At 56.4% G+C, this 21,463-nt stretch carries 15 protein-coding genes; 9 read left to right on the forward strand and 6 right to left on the reverse strand.

The features are described 5' to 3' along the window. Positions 1–12: 12 nt before the first annotated feature. The 5 genes from D3A97_RS21575 to D3A97_RS21595 all read left to right on the forward strand — a co-directional run bounded on the left by D3A97_RS21575 (position 13) and on the right by D3A97_RS21595 (position 5,579). The gene (locus D3A97_RS21575) at positions 13–1,521 is read left to right on the forward strand and encodes a RagB/SusD family nutrient uptake outer membrane protein (RefSeq protein ID WP_119080611.1); all 1,509 of its coding nucleotides are present in this window, start codon (positions 13–15) and stop codon (positions 1,519–1,521) included. Between the two features lie 6 nt (positions 1,522–1,527). Then, on the forward strand, positions 1,528–2,379 hold the full coding sequence (locus D3A97_RS21580) for an endonuclease/exonuclease/phosphatase family protein (RefSeq protein WP_119080612.1): 852 nt from the start codon (positions 1,528–1,530) through the stop codon (positions 2,377–2,379). Between the two features lie 4 nt (positions 2,380–2,383). Further along, positions 2,384–4,423, forward strand: coding sequence for a DUF5689 domain-containing protein (locus D3A97_RS21585; RefSeq protein WP_157986678.1), 2,040 nt, complete (start codon positions 2,384–2,386; stop codon positions 4,421–4,423). Between the two features lie 124 nt (positions 4,424–4,547). Continuing rightward, positions 4,548–5,309, forward strand: a complete 762-nt coding sequence (locus D3A97_RS21590; RefSeq protein WP_119080614.1) for a hypothetical protein — start codon at positions 4,548–4,550, stop codon at positions 5,307–5,309. Positions 5,310–5,321: 12 nt separating this feature from the next. Continuing rightward, the gene (locus D3A97_RS21595) at positions 5,322–5,579 is read left to right on the forward strand and encodes a DUF4342 domain-containing protein (protein WP_119080615.1); all 258 of its coding nucleotides are present in this window, start codon (positions 5,322–5,324) and stop codon (positions 5,577–5,579) included. 117 nt (positions 5,580–5,696) lie between these two features. On the opposite strand, the gene D3A97_RS21600 is transcribed toward D3A97_RS21595, so the two are convergent. The 6 genes from D3A97_RS21600 to D3A97_RS21625 form a co-directional block, all read right to left on the reverse strand. Next, the gene (locus D3A97_RS21600; protein ID WP_119080616.1) at positions 5,697–7,391 is read right to left on the reverse strand and encodes an FAD-dependent oxidoreductase; all 1,695 of its coding nucleotides are present in this window, start codon (positions 7,389–7,391) and stop codon (positions 5,697–5,699) included. Positions 7,392–7,418: 27 nt separating this feature from the next. Beyond that, positions 7,419–8,900: a RagB/SusD family nutrient uptake outer membrane protein gene (locus D3A97_RS21605; RefSeq protein WP_119080617.1), complete on the reverse strand. Its 1,482-nt coding sequence runs from the start codon at positions 8,898–8,900 to the stop codon at positions 7,419–7,421. Positions 8,901–8,926: 26 nt separating this feature from the next. Further along, the gene (locus tag D3A97_RS21610; protein WP_119080618.1) at positions 8,927–12,172 is read right to left on the reverse strand and encodes a TonB-dependent receptor; all 3,246 of its coding nucleotides are present in this window, start codon (positions 12,170–12,172) and stop codon (positions 8,927–8,929) included. Between the two features lie 229 nt (positions 12,173–12,401). Next, a complete protein-coding gene (locus D3A97_RS21615) occupies positions 12,402–13,646 on the reverse strand; it encodes a FecR family protein (RefSeq protein WP_119080619.1) in 1,245 nt (414 codons plus the stop codon). A 1,015-nt stretch (positions 13,647–14,661) separates the two neighbouring features. Further along, entirely contained in the window at positions 14,662–15,264 is a 603-nt protein-coding gene (locus tag D3A97_RS21620) for an RNA polymerase sigma factor (RefSeq protein WP_198674115.1), read from the reverse strand. 51 nt (positions 15,265–15,315) lie between these two features. After that, positions 15,316–16,803 carry a TlpA family protein disulfide reductase gene (locus tag D3A97_RS21625; RefSeq protein WP_157986679.1) on the reverse strand — a complete coding sequence of 496 codons (1,488 nt, stop codon included), beginning with the start codon at positions 16,801–16,803 and terminating at the stop codon, positions 15,316–15,318. 73 nt (positions 16,804–16,876) lie between these two features. On the opposite strand from D3A97_RS21625, the gene D3A97_RS24925 reads away from it, so the two are divergent. The 4 genes from D3A97_RS24925 (at position 16,877) to D3A97_RS21645 (ending at position 21,462) form a co-directional block, all read left to right on the forward strand. After that, complete coding sequence (locus D3A97_RS24925; protein WP_157986680.1) at positions 16,877–17,401, forward strand: gluconate 2-dehydrogenase subunit 3 family protein; 525 nt, start codon at positions 16,877–16,879, stop codon at positions 17,399–17,401. A 25-nt stretch (positions 17,402–17,426) separates the two neighbouring features. Next, positions 17,427–19,139 (forward strand): GMC oxidoreductase, encoded by a 1,713-nt coding sequence (locus tag D3A97_RS21635; RefSeq protein WP_119080621.1) that lies wholly within the window; start codon positions 17,427–17,429, stop codon positions 19,137–19,139. A 232-nt stretch (positions 19,140–19,371) separates the two neighbouring features. Continuing rightward, positions 19,372–20,544 (forward strand): RidA family protein, encoded by a 1,173-nt coding sequence (locus D3A97_RS21640; RefSeq protein WP_119080622.1) that lies wholly within the window; start codon positions 19,372–19,374, stop codon positions 20,542–20,544. 78 nt (positions 20,545–20,622) lie between these two features. Further along, the gene (locus D3A97_RS21645) at positions 20,623–21,462 is read left to right on the forward strand and encodes an alpha/beta fold hydrolase (RefSeq protein WP_119080623.1); all 840 of its coding nucleotides are present in this window, start codon (positions 20,623–20,625) and stop codon (positions 21,460–21,462) included. Position 21,463 lies beyond the last annotated feature (1 nt).

Here is a 21,463-nt window from a genome sequence, read left to right on the forward strand (position 1 = left end):
CAGACATTGACGATGAAAACGAACAAACACAACATATTCATGGCCATGCTGCTCGGCAGCGCCCTTGCCTTCAGCAGCTGCAGCAAGCTGCTGGAAGAAGACCCGCACAGTTTTGTGGACGCAGGCGGTTTCTTCAAGTCGGAAAGCCAGTGCATTGCCGCGCTGAACAGTTGTTACATAGACCTGAACAACCTGTACCTGGCAGACCTGATGATTGCCCTGGAAGGCGCTACAGACCTCGCTTTCCTGAACTCTTCCAACCTGGATGCCAAGCTGGAGATCTCCCCCGCCAACCCCGGCGCCGGAGATAACATCTGGACGGCCTGCTACCGCGGTGTGATGTACTGCAACGCCGCCCTCAGCGGCATAGACAACGCCACCATCCCGGAAGATAAAAAGCCGCCGCTGAAAGCGGAAGCCGTGGCGCTGCGGGCATTGTACTACTACATTCTCACCAGCACCTTCGGGGACGTGCCGTATTACACGCAAGACATCAACAGCCTGGCCGTACTGGAAACCGTTTCCAAAATGGGCCGCATGAGCGCCGCAGACACACGCACCGCGCTCATCAGGGAACTGCAGGAATATGTTCCGCACCTGCCGCAAACCCGCACCTCGGAGGTGAAAGACAACCGTATATCCGCCTCCATGGCCTATATGCTGATAGGCAAACTGGCGCTCTGGAATAAAGACTATGCCACCTGCGCCACCGCCATGGAAGAGATCAGGAAGATATACGGGCAGCTGCTGCAATACCCCCTCACGGATACCTGGTTCCGGAACAAGAACACGCCGGAGTCCATCTTTGAGGTACAATACACCTGGAGCGCCACCGGGCTGAAAAAGACCACTACCGTGGCCGCCTTCTTCACCCCCACCAAAGCCTCCGGCACCAGCACGTACGACGGCGTGAACATTCCCGAACTGGGCAATGCCGCCAACCCTTTCAACTCCATCACTCCCTCGGAATATTTCATGTCGCTTTACGACCTGGCAGACCCCCGCAAGGAAATAATACTGGCCTACAGCTATAACGGCGCCTGGTTCAAACGCCCCATGGCCAACAACGGCACCGGCAAACCCTGGATGGGGCCCAAGTTCTGGTGCCCGGGCATGACCAATATTGCGGACGGCAACAACCAGAAAGTGTTCCGCTACGCGGATGCGCTGCTGATGCTGGCCGAAGCCGCCAACGAAACCGGCAATACGGACCTGGCCATGCAATGCATCAATGAGGTGAAAGGAAGGGCCGGCGAAGACTTCAAGCTCACCGCCTACCCTGGCAAAACGGCGTTCCTGGAAGAGCTGAAGAAAGAACGCGCGCGCGAGCTGATGGGAGAATACGGCCGCAAATGGGACCTGGTACGCTGGGGAGATTACTACCGCGTGCTGACGGAAACCATTGCCGAAGAATACGCGGTGATCAAGGAAAACGTCCGCCCTTATCATGAATATTACCCGGTGCCGGATAAAGAAGTGGTACGTTCCGGCGGTGCATTAACTAACCCTGCTTATCAATAATAACATATGAAAAAACTGACCGGCTTTTTATTGATCGCGGCCGCCTGCTGCCTGGCGCAGCCCGCAACGGCCCAAACTTCCCTGAAGGTGTTGAGCTACAACATCCTGGAGGGCATGGTGAAAGACACTACCAAAGGCAAGATACATTTTGTGGCGTGGGTGAAAGCGCTCGACCCGGACGTGGTGGCTTTGCAGGAATGTAACGGCTTCACACAAAAAACACTGGAAGAGCTGGCCCATTCCTGGGGCCATCCTTACGCTGTTATTGTGAAAGAGAACGGCTACCCAACCGGCCTTACATCCAGGTTTCCCATTGCCAACATCCGCAAGGTGAACGAAAGTATGACCCACGGCTTCATCATGGCCCGTATAGAGCAGTACAACTTTGTGGTGCTCCACCTCAACCCGCATAAACATTGGAAGAGAAGGGCGGAAATTGCGCAGGTGCTGAAAAACATAGAGCTGCAGCAAGACAGGAAGAACTGGCTCATCATGGGAGATTTCAACTCCGTATCCCCGCTTGACAAAGAGCGCCTTGCACAGGGCGGTTACCAGGAAAAAGCGCTGGCGGCCGCCGCCAAAAGGCCCGTGCTGGAAAACCTGGTGAACGGGAAGGAAATAGACTTTCAGGTACAGCAAAGCATGCTCTCCGCCGGTTTCTCCGATGCCGGGCATGCCTGGGACCAGCGGGAAAAGGCCCGTACCGGCAAAAGCGCCATTGCCACCAACTCCCGCATAGACTATATCTACCTGAGCAGGGACCTGGCCAAAAAGATAGGCACCTGCCGTTTTATTTACGATGATTTTACGGCTACCCATTCAGATCACAAGCCGATCATACTTGAATTAAAAAACTAACGGAATGAAACAATCGTTCTTATACCTGGCGGCTTGCGGAATGGTAGCCCTGCTGCTGTTTGCCTGCCGCAAAACGGAAGACTACAAGTTCAGCACGGAGCTGGCCATAGACAGCCGCATTGTACGCCTCAACGCCAACGCGGATACCACGCAGATCATTGTATATGCAGACGGCAGCTGGAGCGTGGAGCCGGTGGAAGAAACAGACTGGATGCAACTGCAGTCCGCCTCCGGCAACGGCAAAGGCAGCGTGCGCGCGGAAGTGACGGACAACAACGGGCAATTGCCCCGCGCCGTAAAGCTGCTGGTGCGGGCCGGCGGCAAAACAGATACCATTTCCCTGCAGCAGCGGGGCCTGGTGCCGCAGGTGGCCATTGCGGACACCACCCTGCAAAGCATTGCCAACGGCGGCTCCCTCAAAACCGGTATGGCCACCAACGTGCCGCTGGAAAAAATGACCATCGGTTACCGGTATGAAGATGCCGCGCAAAGCGGCTGGCTGAAAGAGGTGAGCATCAGCAACGGTTACCTGTTCGTAAAAGCAGACACCAACAAAACCGCCGCCGCCCGCACCGGCGTGCTCACCCTCAGCTACCTGGACGCGCTGGGCGCTACCACGCGGGATTCCCTGAAGATCAGGCAGCACCCCGGCATGAGCTTTGACGGCGCCGTGCTCAAAGACCTGGCCTACATCAAAAGCCTGGCCGCCGGGCCCATTGCGGAAAATATCTACATGGAAGGCGTGGTGGTGAGCGACAAGGGGCATCCCAACATCGCCAAAAACCTCAACACCGCCACCAACAAACATACGGTAGACAAAACGGAGAACGCCATTGCCGTATACGTACAAAGCATGGACGGCGCCACCGGCCTGTACCTGAAAATGAAAACCGCCGGAGACAATATCTTCAGCTTCAACGACCATGTGAAGATATGGCTCAGCGGCGCCACGCTGGCCCAGCTCAGCAACCCCGGCCGCACCGTGATCAGCGGGCTGGAAGCCACCCGCGTCATGCACAAGGAAAGCCGCAGCACTCCGCTGCTGCCCCGTGAAAAGTACATCAGCGAGCTGACGGATAACGACCTGTATACTTACGTGAAGCTGAAAGACGTGGAAATATCCGTGCCCTCCGGCGCCTTCACCAACATCAACGAAGGCTACATTGCCCGCATGGACTGCTACCCCACCCACATCCGGGACGTACAGGGCGGCAGCCTCTACATGCTCACCAACCTTGACGTGCCCTACCGCCGTGACGGTACGCCCGTGCCGCAAGGCGCCGGCACTATTGCCGGCATACTGGTGAGCGAGACCCTGGAGCGCTTTGGCGGCAACATCGGCAAATACGCGCTCCGCCACCTGAAGCGGGAAGACATTGCCCTGCAACCCGAAAGAAACAACGGCTTTTCCAACGTACTGGCAGAATGGAGCCGCTTCAAGAACGAATTTGCCGCTACACCTACTGAAACACAAAATCCCCTTACGCCAGACATTGGCCAGGGCCGCCTGTTCCAGAGCGCCAAAACGCAGCTGGACTTTACCGGCACCGGTATTTACACCACCACTGACTATAACGGCCTGCTGCAGGAGCCCACTACCGTAAAAGGCGCCGTTACCCACGGCGGGTGGGCCGCCAAAAACTGGTGGAATACCGCCGCCAACAGCGGGGAGTATTGGGGCATCAATGTGTCTACCGCCGGTATCAGCACGCCCGTTTCCCTGCAACTGGAAGGGAATACGGACATTGGCGGGCCGCGCAACTTTGTGGTGGAATGGTCTGCGGACAACGCTACCTGGAGCAACGTGGGCGCCTTCACTTTTGAGGACGTGGCCAACTGGTCTAACACCCTGCTCACGCAGGTGCCGGGCTACAAGGTGGTGAACTTCAACTTCCCGCAGGCCGCCAGCGGGCTGCCCAACCTCTACATCAGGGTAAGGGTGGCCAACAGAACGGTGGGCACCTCCACCAACCCGTCCGGCGGCACGCTGGGCGCTACTACGGCTTGCAGGCTGGTACATGTGTCTATCAAGTACAACAAGTAAAACGGGAATACGGCTGTTACTGCAACTGTTTATTGTTTAAAAGCAAGAGGCTGCATCGGTTTGATGCAGCCTCTTTTAGTCATAAAGCTGAAAAAACCTACCTTTAACGCAGAAACCGCGCGCCATGCTCACATTCGAAACAAAATGCTATGAAAATGACTGGGAGTTCCTGCTGAAAGGGGACCGCCTGCGGCAAATGACGGAGCGGTGCGGCGTGGATTTTGCCCGGCGGGTGGTGATCATCAACAATGTGCGGAACATGGGGCGGGTAAAGCGGTACGCGGACAAAAAAGTGCGGGAGGGCGTTATTGACGCTTATTACGTGGCGGAAGAACATGCGGCGGCAGCGCTGGCTTTTTTTGACATTGACCCGCAGTCTTTCCGCGGCGGCTATTATTACTCCATTGCGGAACTGGTGGGCATTTTTATGTGCGAAACGGAACACCTGCTGCACTTCTCCAGCGATACCATGCCCGGCCCCGCGCATGCCAACTGGATACCGGAGGCGCTGGCTATTTTCAGGGAAAGGAAAGACGTACTGGTGGCCAACCCTACATGGGATTATCGCTTCACCCATGCCGAAGAAGAATCTTTTGACAGCATCGGCAATTTTTACCTGGGCTACGGCTTTTCAGACCAGTGTTACCTGGTGAGAACGGCAGACCTGCGGCAGCCCATCTACAACGAAACGCATCCTTTTTCCGCCCGTTACCCCGCATATGGCGGCGAGCTGTTTGAAAAGCGGGTAGACAGCTATATGCGCAACCATCAGCTGCTGCGCATCACCAGCAAAAACGCGGCCTACGAGCACAAGAACTTCCCGAAAGACCGGCTGGACCGCCTCCGCCTGAAACTCAACATATACCTCAACCGTTCATCATCATAACATCCATTTACCATGAGCTTCAAAGAAACATTTACCCTGCACGGGGAAAACCTGCTGAAAAAAGTGAAGGAAGTGATCGAAGAAGGCAATGTACGCAAGATCACTATTCACGACAAGGAAGGCAAGGAGTTTATGAGCTTTCCGCTCACCATTGGCGTGGTAGGCGCCCTGCTGGCGCCGGTGCTGGCCGCTGTAGGCGCCGTGGCGGCTTTTATTGGAGAATGCACCATTACCGTGGAGCGGGACGGGGAAGAAAAGAAAGAGGGCTGAACCGGCAACCTGGCCTCTCCCGTATTTCCTGGAACGGCGCCTCCGGTTGCCCGGGAGCCAACCGTATAAAAGAGGGCTGATCACAGACCAGCCCTCCGTACCATCGCGTTCCGGTCACTAATCCACCACAGGTATATTCAATTCCTGCCCGCTTTTCACAAGCCGGGCCGCCAGTTTTTTATAGTCCACCTGCTGCACGGTGCTGCCCTCGTCAATAGCTTCCGCGGCCGCCACGCCGGCGCTTTGCCCCAGCACTATCCAGGCCGGCTCTACCCGCACGGAAGAAAACGCCACGTGTGAAGAAGACAGGCAAACCGGTACCAGCAGGTTGGTACACTGCTCCGCTTTAGGCGTGATGGCCCTGTACGGCATCTGGTAAGGGCGGCCTATTTTCCTGTTGCCGAGGCGTTTGGGGAAAATGGTGCCTTCGTTGATGAAACCGTCTTCTGTAGCAATACGCTGACAGTCGTGCGAGTCTACCGGGAACGAGCCAATGCCGATGGGGTCCGGCTTTTCCACATCATGCAGGATATCTTTTTCCGTCAGGAAGTAAGCCCCTTCCATACGCCGCCCTTCCCGCACGTACAGCACCGGCGGGAAGTGGCCGAATTTGGCGAACTCGTCTTTGGCATATCCCAGCCCTTTCATCTTGCTCCGGATGTGTTCCGGCACGGCCGGGTCTGTGCAGAGGAAATAGAACAGCCCCTTGCAATATTCCGTATGTGCGTTCCAGATAGCCTGGCGGCGGCTGGCGGAGCCGTTGGGGTACTCGGCGTTCAGCCCCACCAGCCCTATGGACAGTTGCAGGCCGATGCCGTTGTTGCCGTCAAACTTGTTGCCGGGCAACTGGTACAGGTCAATGAGCCTTTCCGTATCAGGGTAAGCCTTGAGGAAACGGCGTACCAGCTCATATTCAGCGGGGTTGTAGTTTTCCGGTTTGGTGAAAGGCACCTGGTTGGCGGGGTCTGTGGAAAAGCAGAAGCGGAAGGAGTAGGTCATGATGAGATCGTCTCCCTGGCCTTCGGGCGGCCTTTGGGTACCGGAAATGTAAGGCAGCGGTTTGCCCTGCACATCGCGCACATCCAGCTTCACGGGCTTTTTGGGGTATGCCGCGCCTGCCAGCGCTTCGTTGAACTCGCTCCTGCCCTCGCGCCCCACGCGGAATTTCACGCCGGCGGCGGCCATCAGGTCCCCTTCGTACGTAGTATCAATGAACACTTTGCCGGCAAACGTTTTGCCGGAGGCGGTGCGCAGCCATTGCAGCGCTTTGCCCTTTTTGCGCACGCGCTGCAGGGCCTCTCCCAATACCACGGTTACACCGGCCTCCTGCAGCATGGTAAGAAAAAGGTTTTCCGCCACATGCGGCTCGTACGTCCACGGGCGGTTATCTTTTACGCCTACTTCATAAGGCAGTTGTACGCCCTTGTCTTTATAATGTTTTTCCACGCGCAGGTGAAACTCTTCAAAAATGCCGCGCAGCGCTTCGCGCGCCATCTGGTTGGAATCGCTGAAGCTGAGGCCGCCGCTCATCATGCCGCCCGCTATCTGCAGCGGTTCTACCAGCACCGTCCGTTTCCCTTCCCGCCCCGCGGCCACGGCAGCCGCTATGCCGGCGGGCGTGGCGCCGTATACCACCACGTCAAACTCCTGCGGCCGGGCGGTTACGTCCAGTATAAAATCCGCCGCGCCGGCTGTTCCGGCAGTGAACAGCTGCGGAATGAACACCGCGGCCAGTGCTGAAGAGCGGATGAAAGTACGGCGGTGTTGCAGGGAGCCTGCGGGCTGTTGGTCTTTTCCTTTTTTATGTTCCATGATCTTTTTTTAAACGTGAATGAATGCCTAGTACCCGGGGTTCTGGTCTTTAGCCGGGTCAAGCGCCTTGTTGTAGTTCATTTCAGACAGGGGAATGGGCCAGAGGAAATTCTTGTCTGCAATGGTAATGTTCTTCACCGCCTTGATGATCTCTTTGGCGCGGCCGCTGCGTTTCAGCTCCAGCCATCTTTTCCCTTCAAACTGAAATTCGTAGCCCCGCTCCTTCATCACCAGGTCAACAAAACTTTGGGCGTCATAGTCTGCCAGGTTGAAGTCTGCCGCGGAGGGCGCTTCCGGGTTGTAGCCGTAGGCGCGGCGGTGTACCTTGTTGAGCGCTTCCATGGCTTCCGCCGTGGGCGCATTGCCCGCGCGGCAGGCCGCTTCCGCGTACAGGAGCAGCAGTTCGGAATAACGGTACACGGGCAGGTCTGTGCCGGCGCCGCGCTGGCTGATGGCCTGCGGGTCCTGATACTTGCTGCTCACCAGCGAGTTGGGGCCCAGGCCGATGTTCACCTTCGTCCACAGGCCTTTGCGAAAATCCGCATTGTCCCAATTGGCATATACGGGGTTGGTGGTCTCGCTGTAAATGGCGTAGGCGCCGCCGGCTTTAAACAGCCCGGTGCTGGGGTGGTTGGTGATCCAGAGCATGTAATTGCCCTGCTCTATCTGCCGGGTATATTTGATGTAGAAGATCTCCTCTTTGGTGGTGATCACATCCGGCCCGTATATCTTCTGGTAGTCTGCCGTGCTGCTCACGGGCACCAGCGCGTACTTGCCTGACCTGATGGCCTCGTCCGCCTTGTCTCTCGCTTCGGGGAAGCGCCCCAGCTCCAGGTACACGTCTGCCAGCAGAGTTTTGGCCGTCCATTTGGAAGGGCGGCCGGATTGCGCGGCCACGTCTGGCAGGCTGGTTTCCGCGTTGGCCAGGTCTTCCAGGATAAGGGCGTACACATCTTCCTTGCTGCTCCGCGGAATGTCTGTTACATCCAGGTTTTGCTCTGTACGCAGGGGCACGCCGCCCCAGTTGCGCACCAGGTGAAAGTAGCAGAAAGCGCGCAGGAAACGGGCTTCGCCGATGTACATGGTTTTCTCCGTTTCACTGATGGCATTGCCGTTGGGCGTGTTCCTGATCACGAAGTTGGCGTTGCGGATGCTCACATAAAAATCTGCCCAGAAAGGGTTGATGCGGTTGGTGTTGGCATCGTTCAGCCCCTGGTACTCGTTCATCTGCGCCCAGCTGCCGCGGCCGTAGCCGTAATCAGACTGGCACTCCAGCGTGGCGTAATAGTTGGGCATGGTGTTGGGCCGCAACGGCAGGTAAATGGCGAACACGGCAGATTCTACCTCCGCCTTTGTATTGTAAAAAGTTTCCGCCATCAGCGATTGCGGGCTTTCCGTCAGCTCGTGCTTGCAGGCCAGCAGCAGCAGCGGCAGGGCGGCCTTCAGCAACATAGCGCCGCAGCGTTGTTTTTGCCGGTGAAATATAGCTGTTGTAAGAATGTTTTTCATGATACCTCTTTTTTGGTCCAGTAATGTTAAAAACCGGCCCTGATGCCGAATGTGTATGAGCGCGAAATGGGATAGCCGTAGGCGTCATAGCCCTGCGACGTAGAGTTCTCGCCGCCGCGCGCATTTACTTCAGGGTCCCACCAGGAGTATTGGGTGAGCGTGAGCAGGTTCTGCCCGCTGGCAAATACCTGCAGGCCCTGCAGCCAGTTGATGCCGGCCTTCTTCACCGGCAGCTGGTAGGCCAGCTCCACGTTCTTCAATCTCAGGTAAGAACCGTCTTCTACAAAGCGGTTGGATGATTTTACGTTGGCGTTCACGCTGATGAGCGGGTATTTTGCGTGGGGGTTCTCCGGCGTCCAGTGGTTGTTGTATACGTCCCGCGGCATGTTGAGGCCAAAGCCGTAGTCTATGGTATTGCCGATGGCGCTGATGTTGAAGATATCATTACCCTGGGAGCCCTGCACAAATATGCTCAGCGAAAAGTTCTTGAAAGACATATTGGAATTGAGGCCGTAAATGAAATCAGGATTGGGGTTGCCGATGTAGGTCTTATCCCTGGCCGTGATAGCGCCGTCTTTGTCCGTGTCTACATATTTGATGCGGCCCCTCTCGTCGTACCCGTCTTCCATATACCCCCAGAAGCGGCCCAGGGGCTGCCCTTCGCGGAGAATGTTGCTGTTGTCCGTTACAATGATGGCGCCTACGCCGCCGCCCATGATGTCTTCTCCTTCATAGAGTTTCACCACCTTGTTGCGGTTAAAGGAAATGTTGCCGCCCAGCTCCCACTGGAAGGCGCCGGTAAAAATGTGCGCGTCCACGCCCAGTTCAAAACCCTGGTTCCTGATCTCCCCCACGTTGCGCAGGGTGCTGCCAAAGCCCATGGAAGACGGCAGTATCACGGTGTTGAGCAGGTTGCGGGTATGTTTTATATAATAGTCCGCCGTTACGGTTATCTTGTTTTGCAGCAGGCCAACGTCCAGCCCTACGTCTTTCTGCTCCGTGGTTTCCCAGCGCAGGTTGCCTGGCAGCACGTTACCCGCCGCGTAGGTGGTGAACAGCTTGTCGTCAAACACGGTCTTGTTGGAGAAAAGCCGGTTGAGCGTAGCGTAGGGGTCAATGGCCTGGCTGCCGGTAACGCCCCAGCTGGCGCGCAGCTTCAGGTCAGACACCACGCCGTTGCCTTTCATAAAATCTTCGTTGGAAATGCGCCATGCCAGTGCCGCGGAGGGAAAGCCGCCCCATTTGTTGCCTTCTGAATATTTGGAAGACCCGTCTTGCCGGAAGCTGATAGTGGCCAGGTATTTATCGTCATAACTATAGTTCACCCTGGCCAGGAAAGAAGCCAGCGCGGATTTGGCGTACCCCGTACTGGGAACGCCGGGCGCATCCGCGGAGCCTATATTTCCCGTGCCCGGCGCATCACTCAGGTATCCCGTACCGCCGCCGCTCAGGAAGGTGGTCTGGAAGTTCTGGAAAGTAAAACCGGTTACTGCCGCCAAGCTGTGACGGCCAAAGGTTTTGTTGTAGCTGATGGTGTTTTCGCTCAGCAGGCTGGTAAACTGGCCGGTGCTTACGTTGCTGGAACCGGAGGAGTTGATGTAGTTGGAAGTAATGTACTCGTCCGTACGGTCGTCCCGGTTCTCAATGCCGCCGGCAATTTTCAGCGTGAGGCCCGGCAGGGGCTGGTAGCTGATGGAGGCGTTGGCCAATATCACGTTGGCCTTGGTAGAGCGGCTCCGCTCATGCAGGAAATTGAGCGGGTTGATGAGGTCTGTGGCTACGAAGGGATAGGCGGCGGAGAGCACGCGGTAGCTGCCGTCGTCATTATACGGCGTTAAAGTAGGCGGCGCGGAAATAGCGGCGGAGATCATGGAATTGCCGCGGCTACCGCCTTCATGATCTTTGCGGTCTGTTTCCAGCCGGGTGAGCGTGCTTGTAAGGTTGAAAGTGAACTTCTTGCTGATCTCGTGGTTCACGTTGGCCCGCAGGGAGTAACGCTGGTAGTTGCTGCCTTTCACAATGCCGGCCTGGTCAAATACGCTGCCGGACAGGGAGAACTGCGTACGTTCATTACCGCCGCTTACATTGAGGCTGGCCAGCTTCATGGGCGCGGTGGTGAACACCAGGTCTTGCCAGTCATACCCTTCCCCGAAACCATCTATCTGCTGCTGCGTAAAATAGGGTTGCTGGTTATCGTTCTTCGCCTGCTCGTTGTAAAACATAGCGTATTCCTTTGCGTTCATGAGGTTGAGCTTCTTGCGCAGCTGCTGTACGCCGTAGCTGGTCTCGAAGTCTACTTTCGTTCTGCCCGCCTTGCCGCGTTTGGTGGTGATCAGCACTACGCCGTTAGCGCCGCGGGAGCCGTAAATGGCGGTAGCAGAAGCATCTTTGAGGATGTCTATGGTCTCAATGTCCATGTTGTTGATCATGGTAGGGTTGGTGCCGTTCACCGGGAAACCGTCTACCACGTACAGCGGTTCATTGCTGCCCTTGATGGAGTTGGTACCCCTGATGCGGATGCTTACCGGGCCGCCCGGCGCGCCGTTGTTCTGCATCACCTGCACCCCGGCCGCGCGGCCGCTGAGGGCCAGCAGCACATTGCCGGCCGGCACGGCGGTCACTTCTTTTGATTTCACCTGCGTGAGAGAACCTGTCAGGTCTTTTTTGGCCACGGTGCCATAACCGACCACCACTACTTCATTGAGGCCTTCCAGGGAGGGCTGCAGGGTAATGCTGAGCGTAGTATTGTTCCCTACCACCTGCTCCTGCGGGCTGAAACCGATGTAGGAGAATTGCAGCACGGCCTCTTTGCCGGGCACGGCAATAGTGAAGCGGCCGTCTTTATCCGTAGCCTTGCCGGTGGCGGTGCCTTTTACCTGTATGGTAACGCCCGGCAACGGCTCGCCCTTGTTGTCTTTCACCTGCCCGCTCACCTGCAGGGGCTGCGTAGTGTCTGCCGCCGGCGCGGGCGCCTGCTCTTTCAGTTTGACCACTACCGTTCTGTCTACAATGTTATAGACCATGGGCTGCCCTTTCAGTACGGCCTGCATGGCCTCCTGCAGCGAAGCGTTGCGCAGCGAAACGGTGACCGGCCTTGCATGGGCCAGCACCTGGCTGCTGTAGAGGAAATCGTAGCCGGTTTGCCGGCGGATGTCTTTGAACACCTGCTGGATGGCCGCTTCTTTTTTAGACAGCGTGATGGTTTGCTGCGAGAAACCTTCTGCACTGCTTTCCATCAGGAAGGTGAACAGGAGGATGGTGGTAAGCCGCATACGCCGTAGAGTTTTGGAAAGGTAAGGACTGCTTATGCATAAGGCTTTGCAGCGTGCATAAATTTGCATACTTTTAAAATGTTTAGGTGTGAATGAGAAATTCCGGGCGGAATTTTTTTAGCGCCTGACCGGCCGGGAACACTTCCAATGTTCCTGGCCTTTTTTGTGCGTGGAATGCATCATTTTTTCATACGTGGCAGATTTATTGGTTGAATAATATGGTGGCTGTTTACGGCCGCTTCACGCTGCTCACGGTCACCCTCCCGTTCTCCGTGCGGAACCGCACTTCACCCGTCAGCTCCAGCATTTTGAATACCTGCGAGGCGGGCACGTTCTTGCGGATGTTACCGTTGAGGAATACGTGCAGGGAATCTTCATAACTCACGTCTACGTTGTACCAGCGGGATATTTGCCGCATGATGCTATAGATGTTGGTATTGGAAAACTGGAACTCGTTGCGCGTCCAGGCCAGCGCTTCATCCAGCGCCGCGTTCTCCACCCTGACGCCGCCCGCTCCCGAGTTGCTGATCACCGCCTGCTGGCCCGGCCGCAGCAGCGCCGGAACGCCTTCTCCCGTTACCCTTACGGCGCCGCTCACCAGCGTGGTCTTCATCACCGGCTCGTCTTCATAAGCCATGATGTTGAAGCTGGTACCAAGCACCTCTATCATTCTTTCAGGGCCGCTGCCCGCCGCGGGCCGCACTTTGACGCGGAATGGCGCGGCGGCGTTGCCTGCTACTTCAAAATACGCCTCGCCGTTCAGCTCCACTTCCCTGCCGCTGCCCGTGAAGGCGGTAGGGAAACGCAGGGAAGAAGCCGCGTTCAGCACTACGGAGGTACCGTCTGGCAACAGCACCTGGTACTTGCCGCCGCGGGGCGTGCTGAGCGTGTTGTATTGAACAACCTGGGACGTACCGCCGGCCTGGTAGGCCAGTTTGCCGCCCGCGTGTTTGTAGATGGTGGTGCCGCCCTGGGTGGACAGCGAGCCGTTGCCCGCACTGTCTAACGTAATGGTGGAACCGTCTGCCAGCGTGAGCACGGCGTGGTCTCCGCCGGGCGCAATATCCTGCCGGGGCGTTACGGGCTGCTGTGCCAGCGGTGGCGGTTTTTTGCTGCCTTGCATGAAATAAACGGCGCCTGCGGCCAGCAGCAGGCCGGCAAGCGCTGCGGCGGCCCACCAGCGTTTCCGCAGGGAAATGCGGAGCGCGCCCTCCCGGTGCGTTGGCGGGGAAATGCGGTGGATGCGGGCCTGGTCTTCCCGGCCGGGTACCGCTGCTGCTTCACCTCCCGCTTCCTGATGCGCAACGTCCGGCATGGCGGCGTTGCCATCCGCCCTGGCGTTCATGTAAGCGGTGATAGGCTCGTCCAGCAAACCTCTTTCCAGCAGATGAAAAAAAACTTCCAGCTCCTCATCAGAAGCCTTGTTTTCCATGTACCTGCGTACCAGCCGTTGATAAAATGCCTTGTTTTCCATGCGTATCAGTATACTTCCCGCGTGTGGGCCACGGGTAACGTGCTTTCAGGTATAAGACGAAAAGAAAAGCAGGGAGGGTACCCCTGCCGGAAAAAAAATTCTGCAGCCCCCGCCAGGGCCGTAACAGTCCCGAAAAACGGCTGTTTAAGGTACCGGTACCAAAACACCCCTAAAACGGGACTGTTCCCAATGTACCTTGCACCTGAAAATGGCAAAAACATACACTCCCCATGCACCATCCTGGGAGTATGGTGGGAGTATGGTGGAAGTAACGTGCTGGTAAGGTGGGAGTAACGTGCTGGTAAAGTAGCCTGTCTTATCCTGGAAAAACTTTACAGAGAAGTGTGTTAATACTGATTTGGCTTTACAGTTTGGATCTTAATCCGGTATGAACTTTACAGTTGATTGCCAAAGTGTCTTATTCCGGGAAACGTCATCGGGACGGGCTTTTGCCGCATATCACCGGTCATTTGCAGCGCTCCCGCCCCTTTTGGTGCGGCCCCCTGCCCTATTACCGGGCACTCAGGAGGCGCCCGGCATCATTCCGGCATATCCACTGCAAAAGGCGTTTGCGGGCCCGTATGCCCCCCGTAAGACGCTTTTTTGGCCTTCCGGCAGACGCAGGAACGGGTAGGAAAAACAGGTTTTCCTCCTAAAAGTGGTCATCGTAACGGTAGGAAAAACAGACTTCCCCTCAAAAAGTGATCATCGTAACCGGTAGGAAAAACAGGTTTCCCACCAAAAAGTGGTTATCGTAACGGTAGGAAAAACAGGTTTCCCACCAAAAAGGTGGTCATTTTACCTCATTTGGAGGGCATTTTCAGTCCCGTTTTCTTGTTTTCGGAGGCAGTGAGTGCGTCATTTTAAGGGTATGATCTGAAGGGGCGGTCATTTGTGCGTCCCGCAACCGGGACTGCCACGGTCCTGTTTCCGGGACTGTTCCGGCCCTTTTCCCGTCCCGTTTTCAGGACGGCAGGCACCCGCAACAGTGCTTTTGCCCGCGGGCCCAACGCCCTCACATGCGGGAGATCAGCGTAAGCAGCAGGCCAAACGAAATACCCAGGTCTTTCTCCGCCCCCCCTTTGAGGGTTTTCATGGCGCGTACCATGTGTTTTTTGACGGCGTTGCGGGAAATGCCCAGCTGTTCCGCCACTTCCTCATAACTATGCTGCTGTTCCCGGCAGAGGCGGAACACCTTCCGGGTTTGCGGCGGCAGCGTATCCAGCAAACGGTGCAGGTGCCGCAGGTAGGCGCGGGTGAGCACTTCTTCCTCCGTGTTGTTGCGCAACTCGCGGAAGTGGTGAATGATCTCTCCCTTCAGGGCCAGCTCTGAAGAAGCCCGCCGCAGGCAGTCCAGCGCATGGTTGCGCGCGGCGGTGAACAGGTAACTTTTGAAGGTTTGTACATGGGCCAGCTGCGCGCGTACCTCCCAGATGCGGATGAAGGTTTCCTGGGCCAGGTCTTCCGCCAGTGCGGGAGATTTTACGAGCAGTTGTATGAATTGGGCTACAGCGGCATGGTGCCGGTTGTACAGTGCAGAAAAGGCCTCTTCCTCTCCCTTTACCAGGCGGGCCAGCAGCTCGCCGTCGCCAATATCATATGGAGTACGTGCAGCCAAAAGCGTGGAATTAGTGATAGTTAAAGCTAAGGAAAAACTTTCTAATGACCGCTATTTTGCGGCGGCCATCTCTTTCAGCTGCGCTTCCAGTTCCCGCAGCCGGCCCGGTGGTTTTGCGTCCAATATCACTTCGCCGTCCTTAAATATTGCGTACCGCGGAATGCTCAGGGTGCCGGCTTTGCCGAACACGCCTGTAATGTCTTTATTCAATGCGCCGGTAGCACGGATGTGATAACCTTTCAGATCATAGTACATGATCATTTCCTCCCATTTCTTTGCATCGGCATTACGGTCTATGGAAATATACAGCGCTTCCATCCCGTTTTTCCGCAGCAGCTCATGAAGCGGTTTGTTATAGGCAAAAGCAGCTTTACAAGGTGAGCACCAGGTGGCCCAGAGATCAACGTACAGGGTCTTTCCCCGGAAAGCGGCGGCCAGTTCCCTGACGGTAGACAATTTTTCCGGCTCCTTCACAAAACGGTGCGCTGCCGAAAAACCGGCAGCCACGCTTTTCCGGTATTCTTTCACCTCCTTTGCGCCCTTTGCCAGCAAGGCATTGAACTTGCTTTTGGGATAGCTGTTGCTGAAGGCGGCGTATTCTCCCGGGATGAACGCATAAAACTTTTCGCCCGCTATCTGGTCTCCCAGCCACGAAGCCAGCACGTATTCCCGCATGGGCCCTTTGAAGTGAGCGGCAATGAGGTCTTTATGATACAGCTCCGCTTCCTCCCGCGTTGGTTTGGGCGTAATGGAATCCTTCATCCTGATCACCAGCCCTCTCTGGTACATGGTGGCCCAGAGGTTGTTCACATAATCGTAAAACTCCATGGAAACGGCCTGGCTGCGGTCATGCACGTCTGAAATAGCGGGCAGCTCCTGCCAGTTGGCGTTCATTTCCTGCAGCCGGGCCGCGCTATATCCCGGCAGGTCTTTTTTGTACACCACATTGAAAATGGGCATGATCATGGTAGCGCCCAGTATGGAAGCGTGATAGGCGTTGTTCACCTTTTGCGCCGCTTCAAAGAAACCGTTGTCCATTTTTCCGGCGGCATGCAGGTTGCGGAACAACTGCAGCACACTGTCACGCCGCGCCAGCGCTCTTTGTTTGTTATGGGCAAATACCGTGTCTTCCTTGTACCAGCGCATGCCCGTTTCCTGGTAAAATTCCTTCATAGACCGGTTGAACAGCTGCTGCGCCTCCGCGTCCGGGCCGGTTACGGCAAACGGGGCATCCGCGCTGGCCCTTTCAAGGGATAGCGAATAGCGCTTTCCCGGCTTCACATACAATTTATACAGACCGGTACCCTTAAACACAAAGTGGTAGATGCCGGGCACTTTTTCCCGGTTAGGCAGCACCAGCACACCGTTACTGTCCAGCATGGGCTGGATGGCGCCGCCGCTGAAATATTCGCCCTGTTGCGGCGGCACCACTATGACCTGTTCCCCGGCGCCGCCGGCCACCGTAACGGTAATATCCGCTTTTTGGGCGGATGCCAGCAGCGGGCCGCTCATCAGCATGAGCAAGAAAATCCTTTGCATCATCCTTCAATATACAAAACTGTTGCTATTCTCCTGCCATTCCGCTATATTGCGGCTTCAGAAATCCACGTCCATGCCAATTAACAGACGCACCGCCATCAGGCAGCTTTTCATTATTTCGGCCGGCGCGGCCATACTGCCCGCCTGCGTGAACAACACAAAAACGTCCGCTCAAACCTTCAGTAACTTACCCGTTACCGCAGATGAACAGGCTTTGCTGGAAGAAATGGCTTCTTCCATTATTCCCACTACAGACACGCCCGGCGCCAAAGAAGTGGGAGCGCACCTGTTTGCCCTCCGCATGGTGAACGATTGTTACAAGCAGCAAGACAGGGAAAAGTTCCTCAGCGGCCTGCGCGGTTTTGCCGGCCAGGTGAAACAGGAGCAGGGCAAGCCCTTTGCGGAATGTACCGCCGCTGAAAAGGAGGCCCTGCTGCGCAAAGCCGGGGATAAAAAGAACGGCGAAGAAACAGCTTATTTCTTCAGCACCTTCAAACGCCTTACCATACAGGCGTACACCAGCTCGGAATATTACCTCACCAAAGTAGACGTATACAAGCTGGTACCCGGTAAATTCATCAGCAGCGTAAAAGTTTAGACCACTCACATCAGACCACTCAATTATGTTCAATATCAACGATTCTGCGAAAGAGCGCACTTACGACGCCATTGTGATAGGCTCCGGCATCAGCGGCGGCTGGGCCGCCAAGGAGCTGTGCGAAAAAGGGCTGAAAACACTGGTGCTGGAACGCGGCAGAAATGTGCAGCACCTGAAAGACTACCCTACCACCAACATGATGCCCTGGGAGTTCCCCCACCGCGGCCAGGTGCCGCTGGCGGTAACGGAAGAAAACCCGGTGGTCAGCCGTTGTTACGCGTTCAGGGAAGACGCCATGCACTTTTTTGTAAAAGACAAGGAGCATCCATACGAACAGGAAAAACCTTTTGACTGGATACGCGGTTACCAGGTAGGCGGCAAATCGCTGCTCTGGGCGCGGCAAACGCAGCGGTGGAGCGACTTCGACTTTGAAGGCCCCGCGCGGGACGGGTTTGCCGTAGACTGGCCCATCCGCTATAAAGACATTGCGCCCTGGTACAGCTACGTGGAAAAATTTGCCGGTATTGCCGGTAATAAAGACGGGCTGCCCAACCTGCCGGACGGCGAGTTCCTGCCGGCCCTGCCGTTGAACGATGTGGAAAACTACTTCAAGGATTTTGTAGGCAAAAATTATAAAGACCGGCATGTTATCTTCGGCCGCTGCGCGCACCTGACGGAGCCGCAGGAAATACACCTGCAGCAAAACAGGGCGCAATGCCAGAACCGCGTGCTGTGCCAGCGCGGCTGCCCCTTTGGCGGGTATTTCAGCAGCAACGCCTCTACCCTGCCCTGGGCCGCTAAAACCGGCAACATGACGCTGCAGCCGGACAGCGTGGTGCAGGAGATCATCTTTGACGAGAAACTGAACAAGGCCAGCGGCGTGCGCGTAACAGACGCCAACACCAAAGCCGTTACGGAATATTACGCAAAAGTGATCTTTGTGAACGCAGCCGCGCTCAACACCAACCTGTTGCTGCTCAACTCTACCTCTCAACGCTTTCCCAACGGCCTCGGGAATGACAGCGGCGTGCTGGGCAAATACGTGGCCTTCCACAACTACCGCGCCCGCATTTCCGCCGCCTGCAACGATTTCAAGGACGTATTTACAGAAGGGCGGCGCCCCAGCAGCGCTTACCTGCCCCGCTTCCGCAACGTATACAAACAGGAAACAGACTTTCTCCGCGGTTACGCCGCCGGCTTCTCCGCCGGGCGCGGCTCACGGAGAGACACCAGCGGCCTTGGCCAGGGCCTCAAAGACCAGCTCCTGAAAAAAGGCGAACTGGGCGGCTGGCATGTAGGCTCTCACATGATGGGCGAAACCATTCCCAAAGAAAGCAACACCGTATCTCTCGACGGCAGTAAAAAAGACGCATGGGGCATGCCGCTGCTGAAAGTGAACATTGCCTATGATGACAATGACGAGAAAATGGTGAAAGACTTCCATGAGCAGATGACGGAAATGTATACCAAAGCCGGCTTCACAGACATCAAGGTAACAGACAGCAAACAGGCCCCCGGCCTGGACATTCACGAGATGGGCGGTGTGCGCATGGGCCATGACCCGAAGACCTCCATGCTCAACAAATGGAACCAGCTGCACGCCTGCAGCAACGTATTTGTGACAGACGGCGCCTGCATGACGAGCACCGCCACGCAAAACCCTTCACTGACATACATGGCGCTGGCCGCAAGGGCGGTAGATTATGCCGTGGCGGAGATGAAGAAAGGGAATATCTGATCATCGTTTTTATACCATAGCACGCGTCCGGGACCGGTGTTCCGGGCGCGTGCTGTTTATAGCCCCGGGGCTTGCCTTCCGCAGCGCGTTTTTACGAATAGCGGCATCGTCCGTGCGCCATCCATCTCTTTCCCTGCATAGCCGGCATGATGATAACGGGCGCCGCGTACCCTGCACATTCTGCACAATAATCGTTACCTTACGGGCACGTACCCGTAAATACGCTCATATCATGAAACAAGCCCTGTTGGTCCTCAGCCTCACAGCCTGCAACCTGGCCGCCGGCGCGCAGATGCGGCATATCCTTTCCAATGGCGCCACTACCGCCGTGGTGGTAGATGAAGTGCCGCTGGCGCATACCGCGCAATTGCTGCCGTTAAACGGAAACGGCGCGCTGGTTGGGCCCGGGAACGCCGCGCTGCAGGTGGAACAGGTACTGAAAAACATAGCGCTTTCCTTACAGGAGGTGCGGTCTGGTCTGGAGAACGTGGTGAAGCTGAACATTTGCCTGCGCCACCCCGGTTTGCTGCAGGAAGTGCAGACCGCCCTGCGTAAACAATTCGGGAACAAACAGCCCGCCGTAAGTTATGTTACCGGCAACCTCCCGGCAGAAGGCGCCCTGGTGGGTATAGACGCGGTGGCTACGGCCACCCGCCGCAAGGGCGCAGCCGTTACCTATCATCATTCCAGACAAACCCGCTTCCCCACCGCAGGCGCCGGTGTAGCGGTATTGCCCGCCGGCGGGGCCGTGTATATATCCGGGCAGGCAGACAAGGGCGCGCTGGGCCAGGCCACCACGGGTACCCTGCGGCAGCTGGACACTACCCTCCGCCACCTGAAGCTGGCAAAAGAAAACATTGTACAGGTAAGAGCGTTCATCAACCCCATGACAGATATCCGCACGGCAGACAGCGCGTTCAGTGTATTCTTTGCAGGCGCGGCCATGCCGCCGGTGGTGTACGTGGAGTGGGTGAGCAAAGACCCGCTGGTGGAAATTGAGCTGATTGCCGCCTCTCCTGCCCGCGGCGCGGAGCAACTGGAGTTCATTACTCCTCCGGGCATGACGGCCTCTCCCGTTTATGCCAAAGTAACCCGCCTGAACCGCGGAAAGAAAATATACTGTTCCGCCCTGTATGGTACAGATACCAGCAACGCGGCAGCGGAAGTGAACAGCCTCTTCGTGTCACTGAAAAACATGCTGCAGGCAGCGGGCGGTAATATGGAGCACCTGGTAAAGGCCTTGTATTATGTGTCTGACAACGAAGCCAGCACCAGCCTCAACGCGCTGCGGCGCAGCTACTACAACCCTCAGCGCCCGCCCGCCGCATCCAAGGCCGCCGTTTCGCAACTGGCCCTGCCGGGACGCGGTATTACCATAGACATGATTGGTGTAGTGGCGCAATAAACCCTGTATTTGTCGTGTTCGCCGCCCCGGCAAATGATTGTTCATGCATAAATTTGCATACTATAAAACAGGCAGCCTATGCAACGCAGGTTTGTTATAACATTGTTATTGCTCATCACTACTTATTCTTTCATGAAAGCACAACAGCCCAAGGGCCAGTACGCGGCCATTAACGGTCTTCAGTTATATTACGAGATACACGGCAACGGCTACCCGCTGGTGCTGCTGCATGGCGGCGGCTCTACCATTACCACCACCTATGGCCGCATATTGCCTGAGCTGGCTAAAACACACCAGGTGATTGCCATTGAGCTGCAAGCGCATGGCCATACGGCAGACATTGACCGCCCGCTGAGCTTTGAGCAGGATGCGGACGATGTGGCCGCCCTGCTCCGCCATTTGAAAATTGAAAAGGCCAATATCATGGGTTTCAGCAACGGCGCTACTACCGCCCTGCAAATAGGCATCCGCCACCCCCAGGTGGTGAACAAGCTGGTATTGGCCTCCATTGCCTACCGGAGGGACGCGCTGCCTCCCGGCTTCTTTGAAGGCATGAAACAGGCAACACTGAAAGACATGCCCCAACCCTATCATGAGGCGTACCTCGCCATCAACCCCGATCCCAAAGGCCTGCAAGCCATGTTTAACCGGGATGCGGCCAGGATGATAGATTTCAAAGACATCCCCGATGCTGCCATTAAAACCGTACAGGCGCCTTCGCTCATTATCAGCGGAGATAAAGACGTAACACCGCCGGAACATTCAGTGGCCCTCTCCCGTATGCTGCCGCATGCGCAGCTGGCTATATTGCCTTGCGGACATGGAGATTATATAGGAGAGATATTATCAGCAAAAACCGACAGTACCATGCCGGTGTTTGTTGTCAGCATGATCAGCGCCTTCCTGGCCGGAAAGTAAC

The sequence above is a fragment of the Chitinophaga alhagiae genome (assembly GCF_003568665.1).
Taxonomy (GTDB): domain Bacteria; phylum Bacteroidota; class Bacteroidia; order Chitinophagales; family Chitinophagaceae; genus Chitinophaga; species Chitinophaga alhagiae.

Excerpts from the sequence above, each read along its gene's own strand:
- D3A97_RS21580 (WP_119080612.1), top strand. The coding sequence starts at position 1,528 with ATGAAAAAACTGACCGGCTTTTTATTGATCGCGGCCGCCTGCTGCCTG.
- D3A97_RS21595 (WP_119080615.1), top strand. The coding sequence starts at position 5,322 with ATGAGCTTCAAAGAAACATTTACCCTGCACGGGGAAAACCTGCTGAAA.
- D3A97_RS21625 (WP_157986679.1), bottom strand. The coding sequence starts at position 16,803 with ATGCAAAGGATTTTCTTGCTCATGCTGATGAGCGGCCCGCTGCTGGCA.
- D3A97_RS24925 (WP_157986680.1), top strand. The coding sequence starts at position 16,877 with ATGCCAATTAACAGACGCACCGCCATCAGGCAGCTTTTCATTATTTCG.
- D3A97_RS21585 (WP_157986678.1), top strand. The coding sequence starts at position 2,384 with ATGAAACAATCGTTCTTATACCTGGCGGCTTGCGGAATGGTAGCCCTG.
- D3A97_RS21645 (WP_119080623.1), top strand. The coding sequence starts at position 20,623 with ATGCAACGCAGGTTTGTTATAACATTGTTATTGCTCATCACTACTTAT.
- D3A97_RS21590 (WP_119080614.1), top strand. The coding sequence starts at position 4,548 with ATGCTCACATTCGAAACAAAATGCTATGAAAATGACTGGGAGTTCCTG.
- D3A97_RS21575 (WP_119080611.1), top strand. The coding sequence starts at position 13 with ATGAAAACGAACAAACACAACATATTCATGGCCATGCTGCTCGGCAGC.
- D3A97_RS21610 (WP_119080618.1), bottom strand. The coding sequence starts at position 12,172 with ATGCGGCTTACCACCATCCTCCTGTTCACCTTCCTGATGGAAAGCAGT.
- D3A97_RS21600 (WP_119080616.1), bottom strand. The coding sequence starts at position 7,391 with ATGGAACATAAAAAAGGAAAAGACCAACAGCCCGCAGGCTCCCTGCAA.
- D3A97_RS21640 (WP_119080622.1), top strand. The coding sequence starts at position 19,372 with ATGAAACAAGCCCTGTTGGTCCTCAGCCTCACAGCCTGCAACCTGGCC.
- D3A97_RS21635 (WP_119080621.1), top strand. The coding sequence starts at position 17,427 with ATGTTCAATATCAACGATTCTGCGAAAGAGCGCACTTACGACGCCATT.
- D3A97_RS21605 (WP_119080617.1), bottom strand. The coding sequence starts at position 8,900 with ATGAAAAACATTCTTACAACAGCTATATTTCACCGGCAAAAACAACGC.
- D3A97_RS21615 (WP_119080619.1), bottom strand. The coding sequence starts at position 13,646 with ATGGAAAACAAGGCATTTTATCAACGGCTGGTACGCAGGTACATGGAA.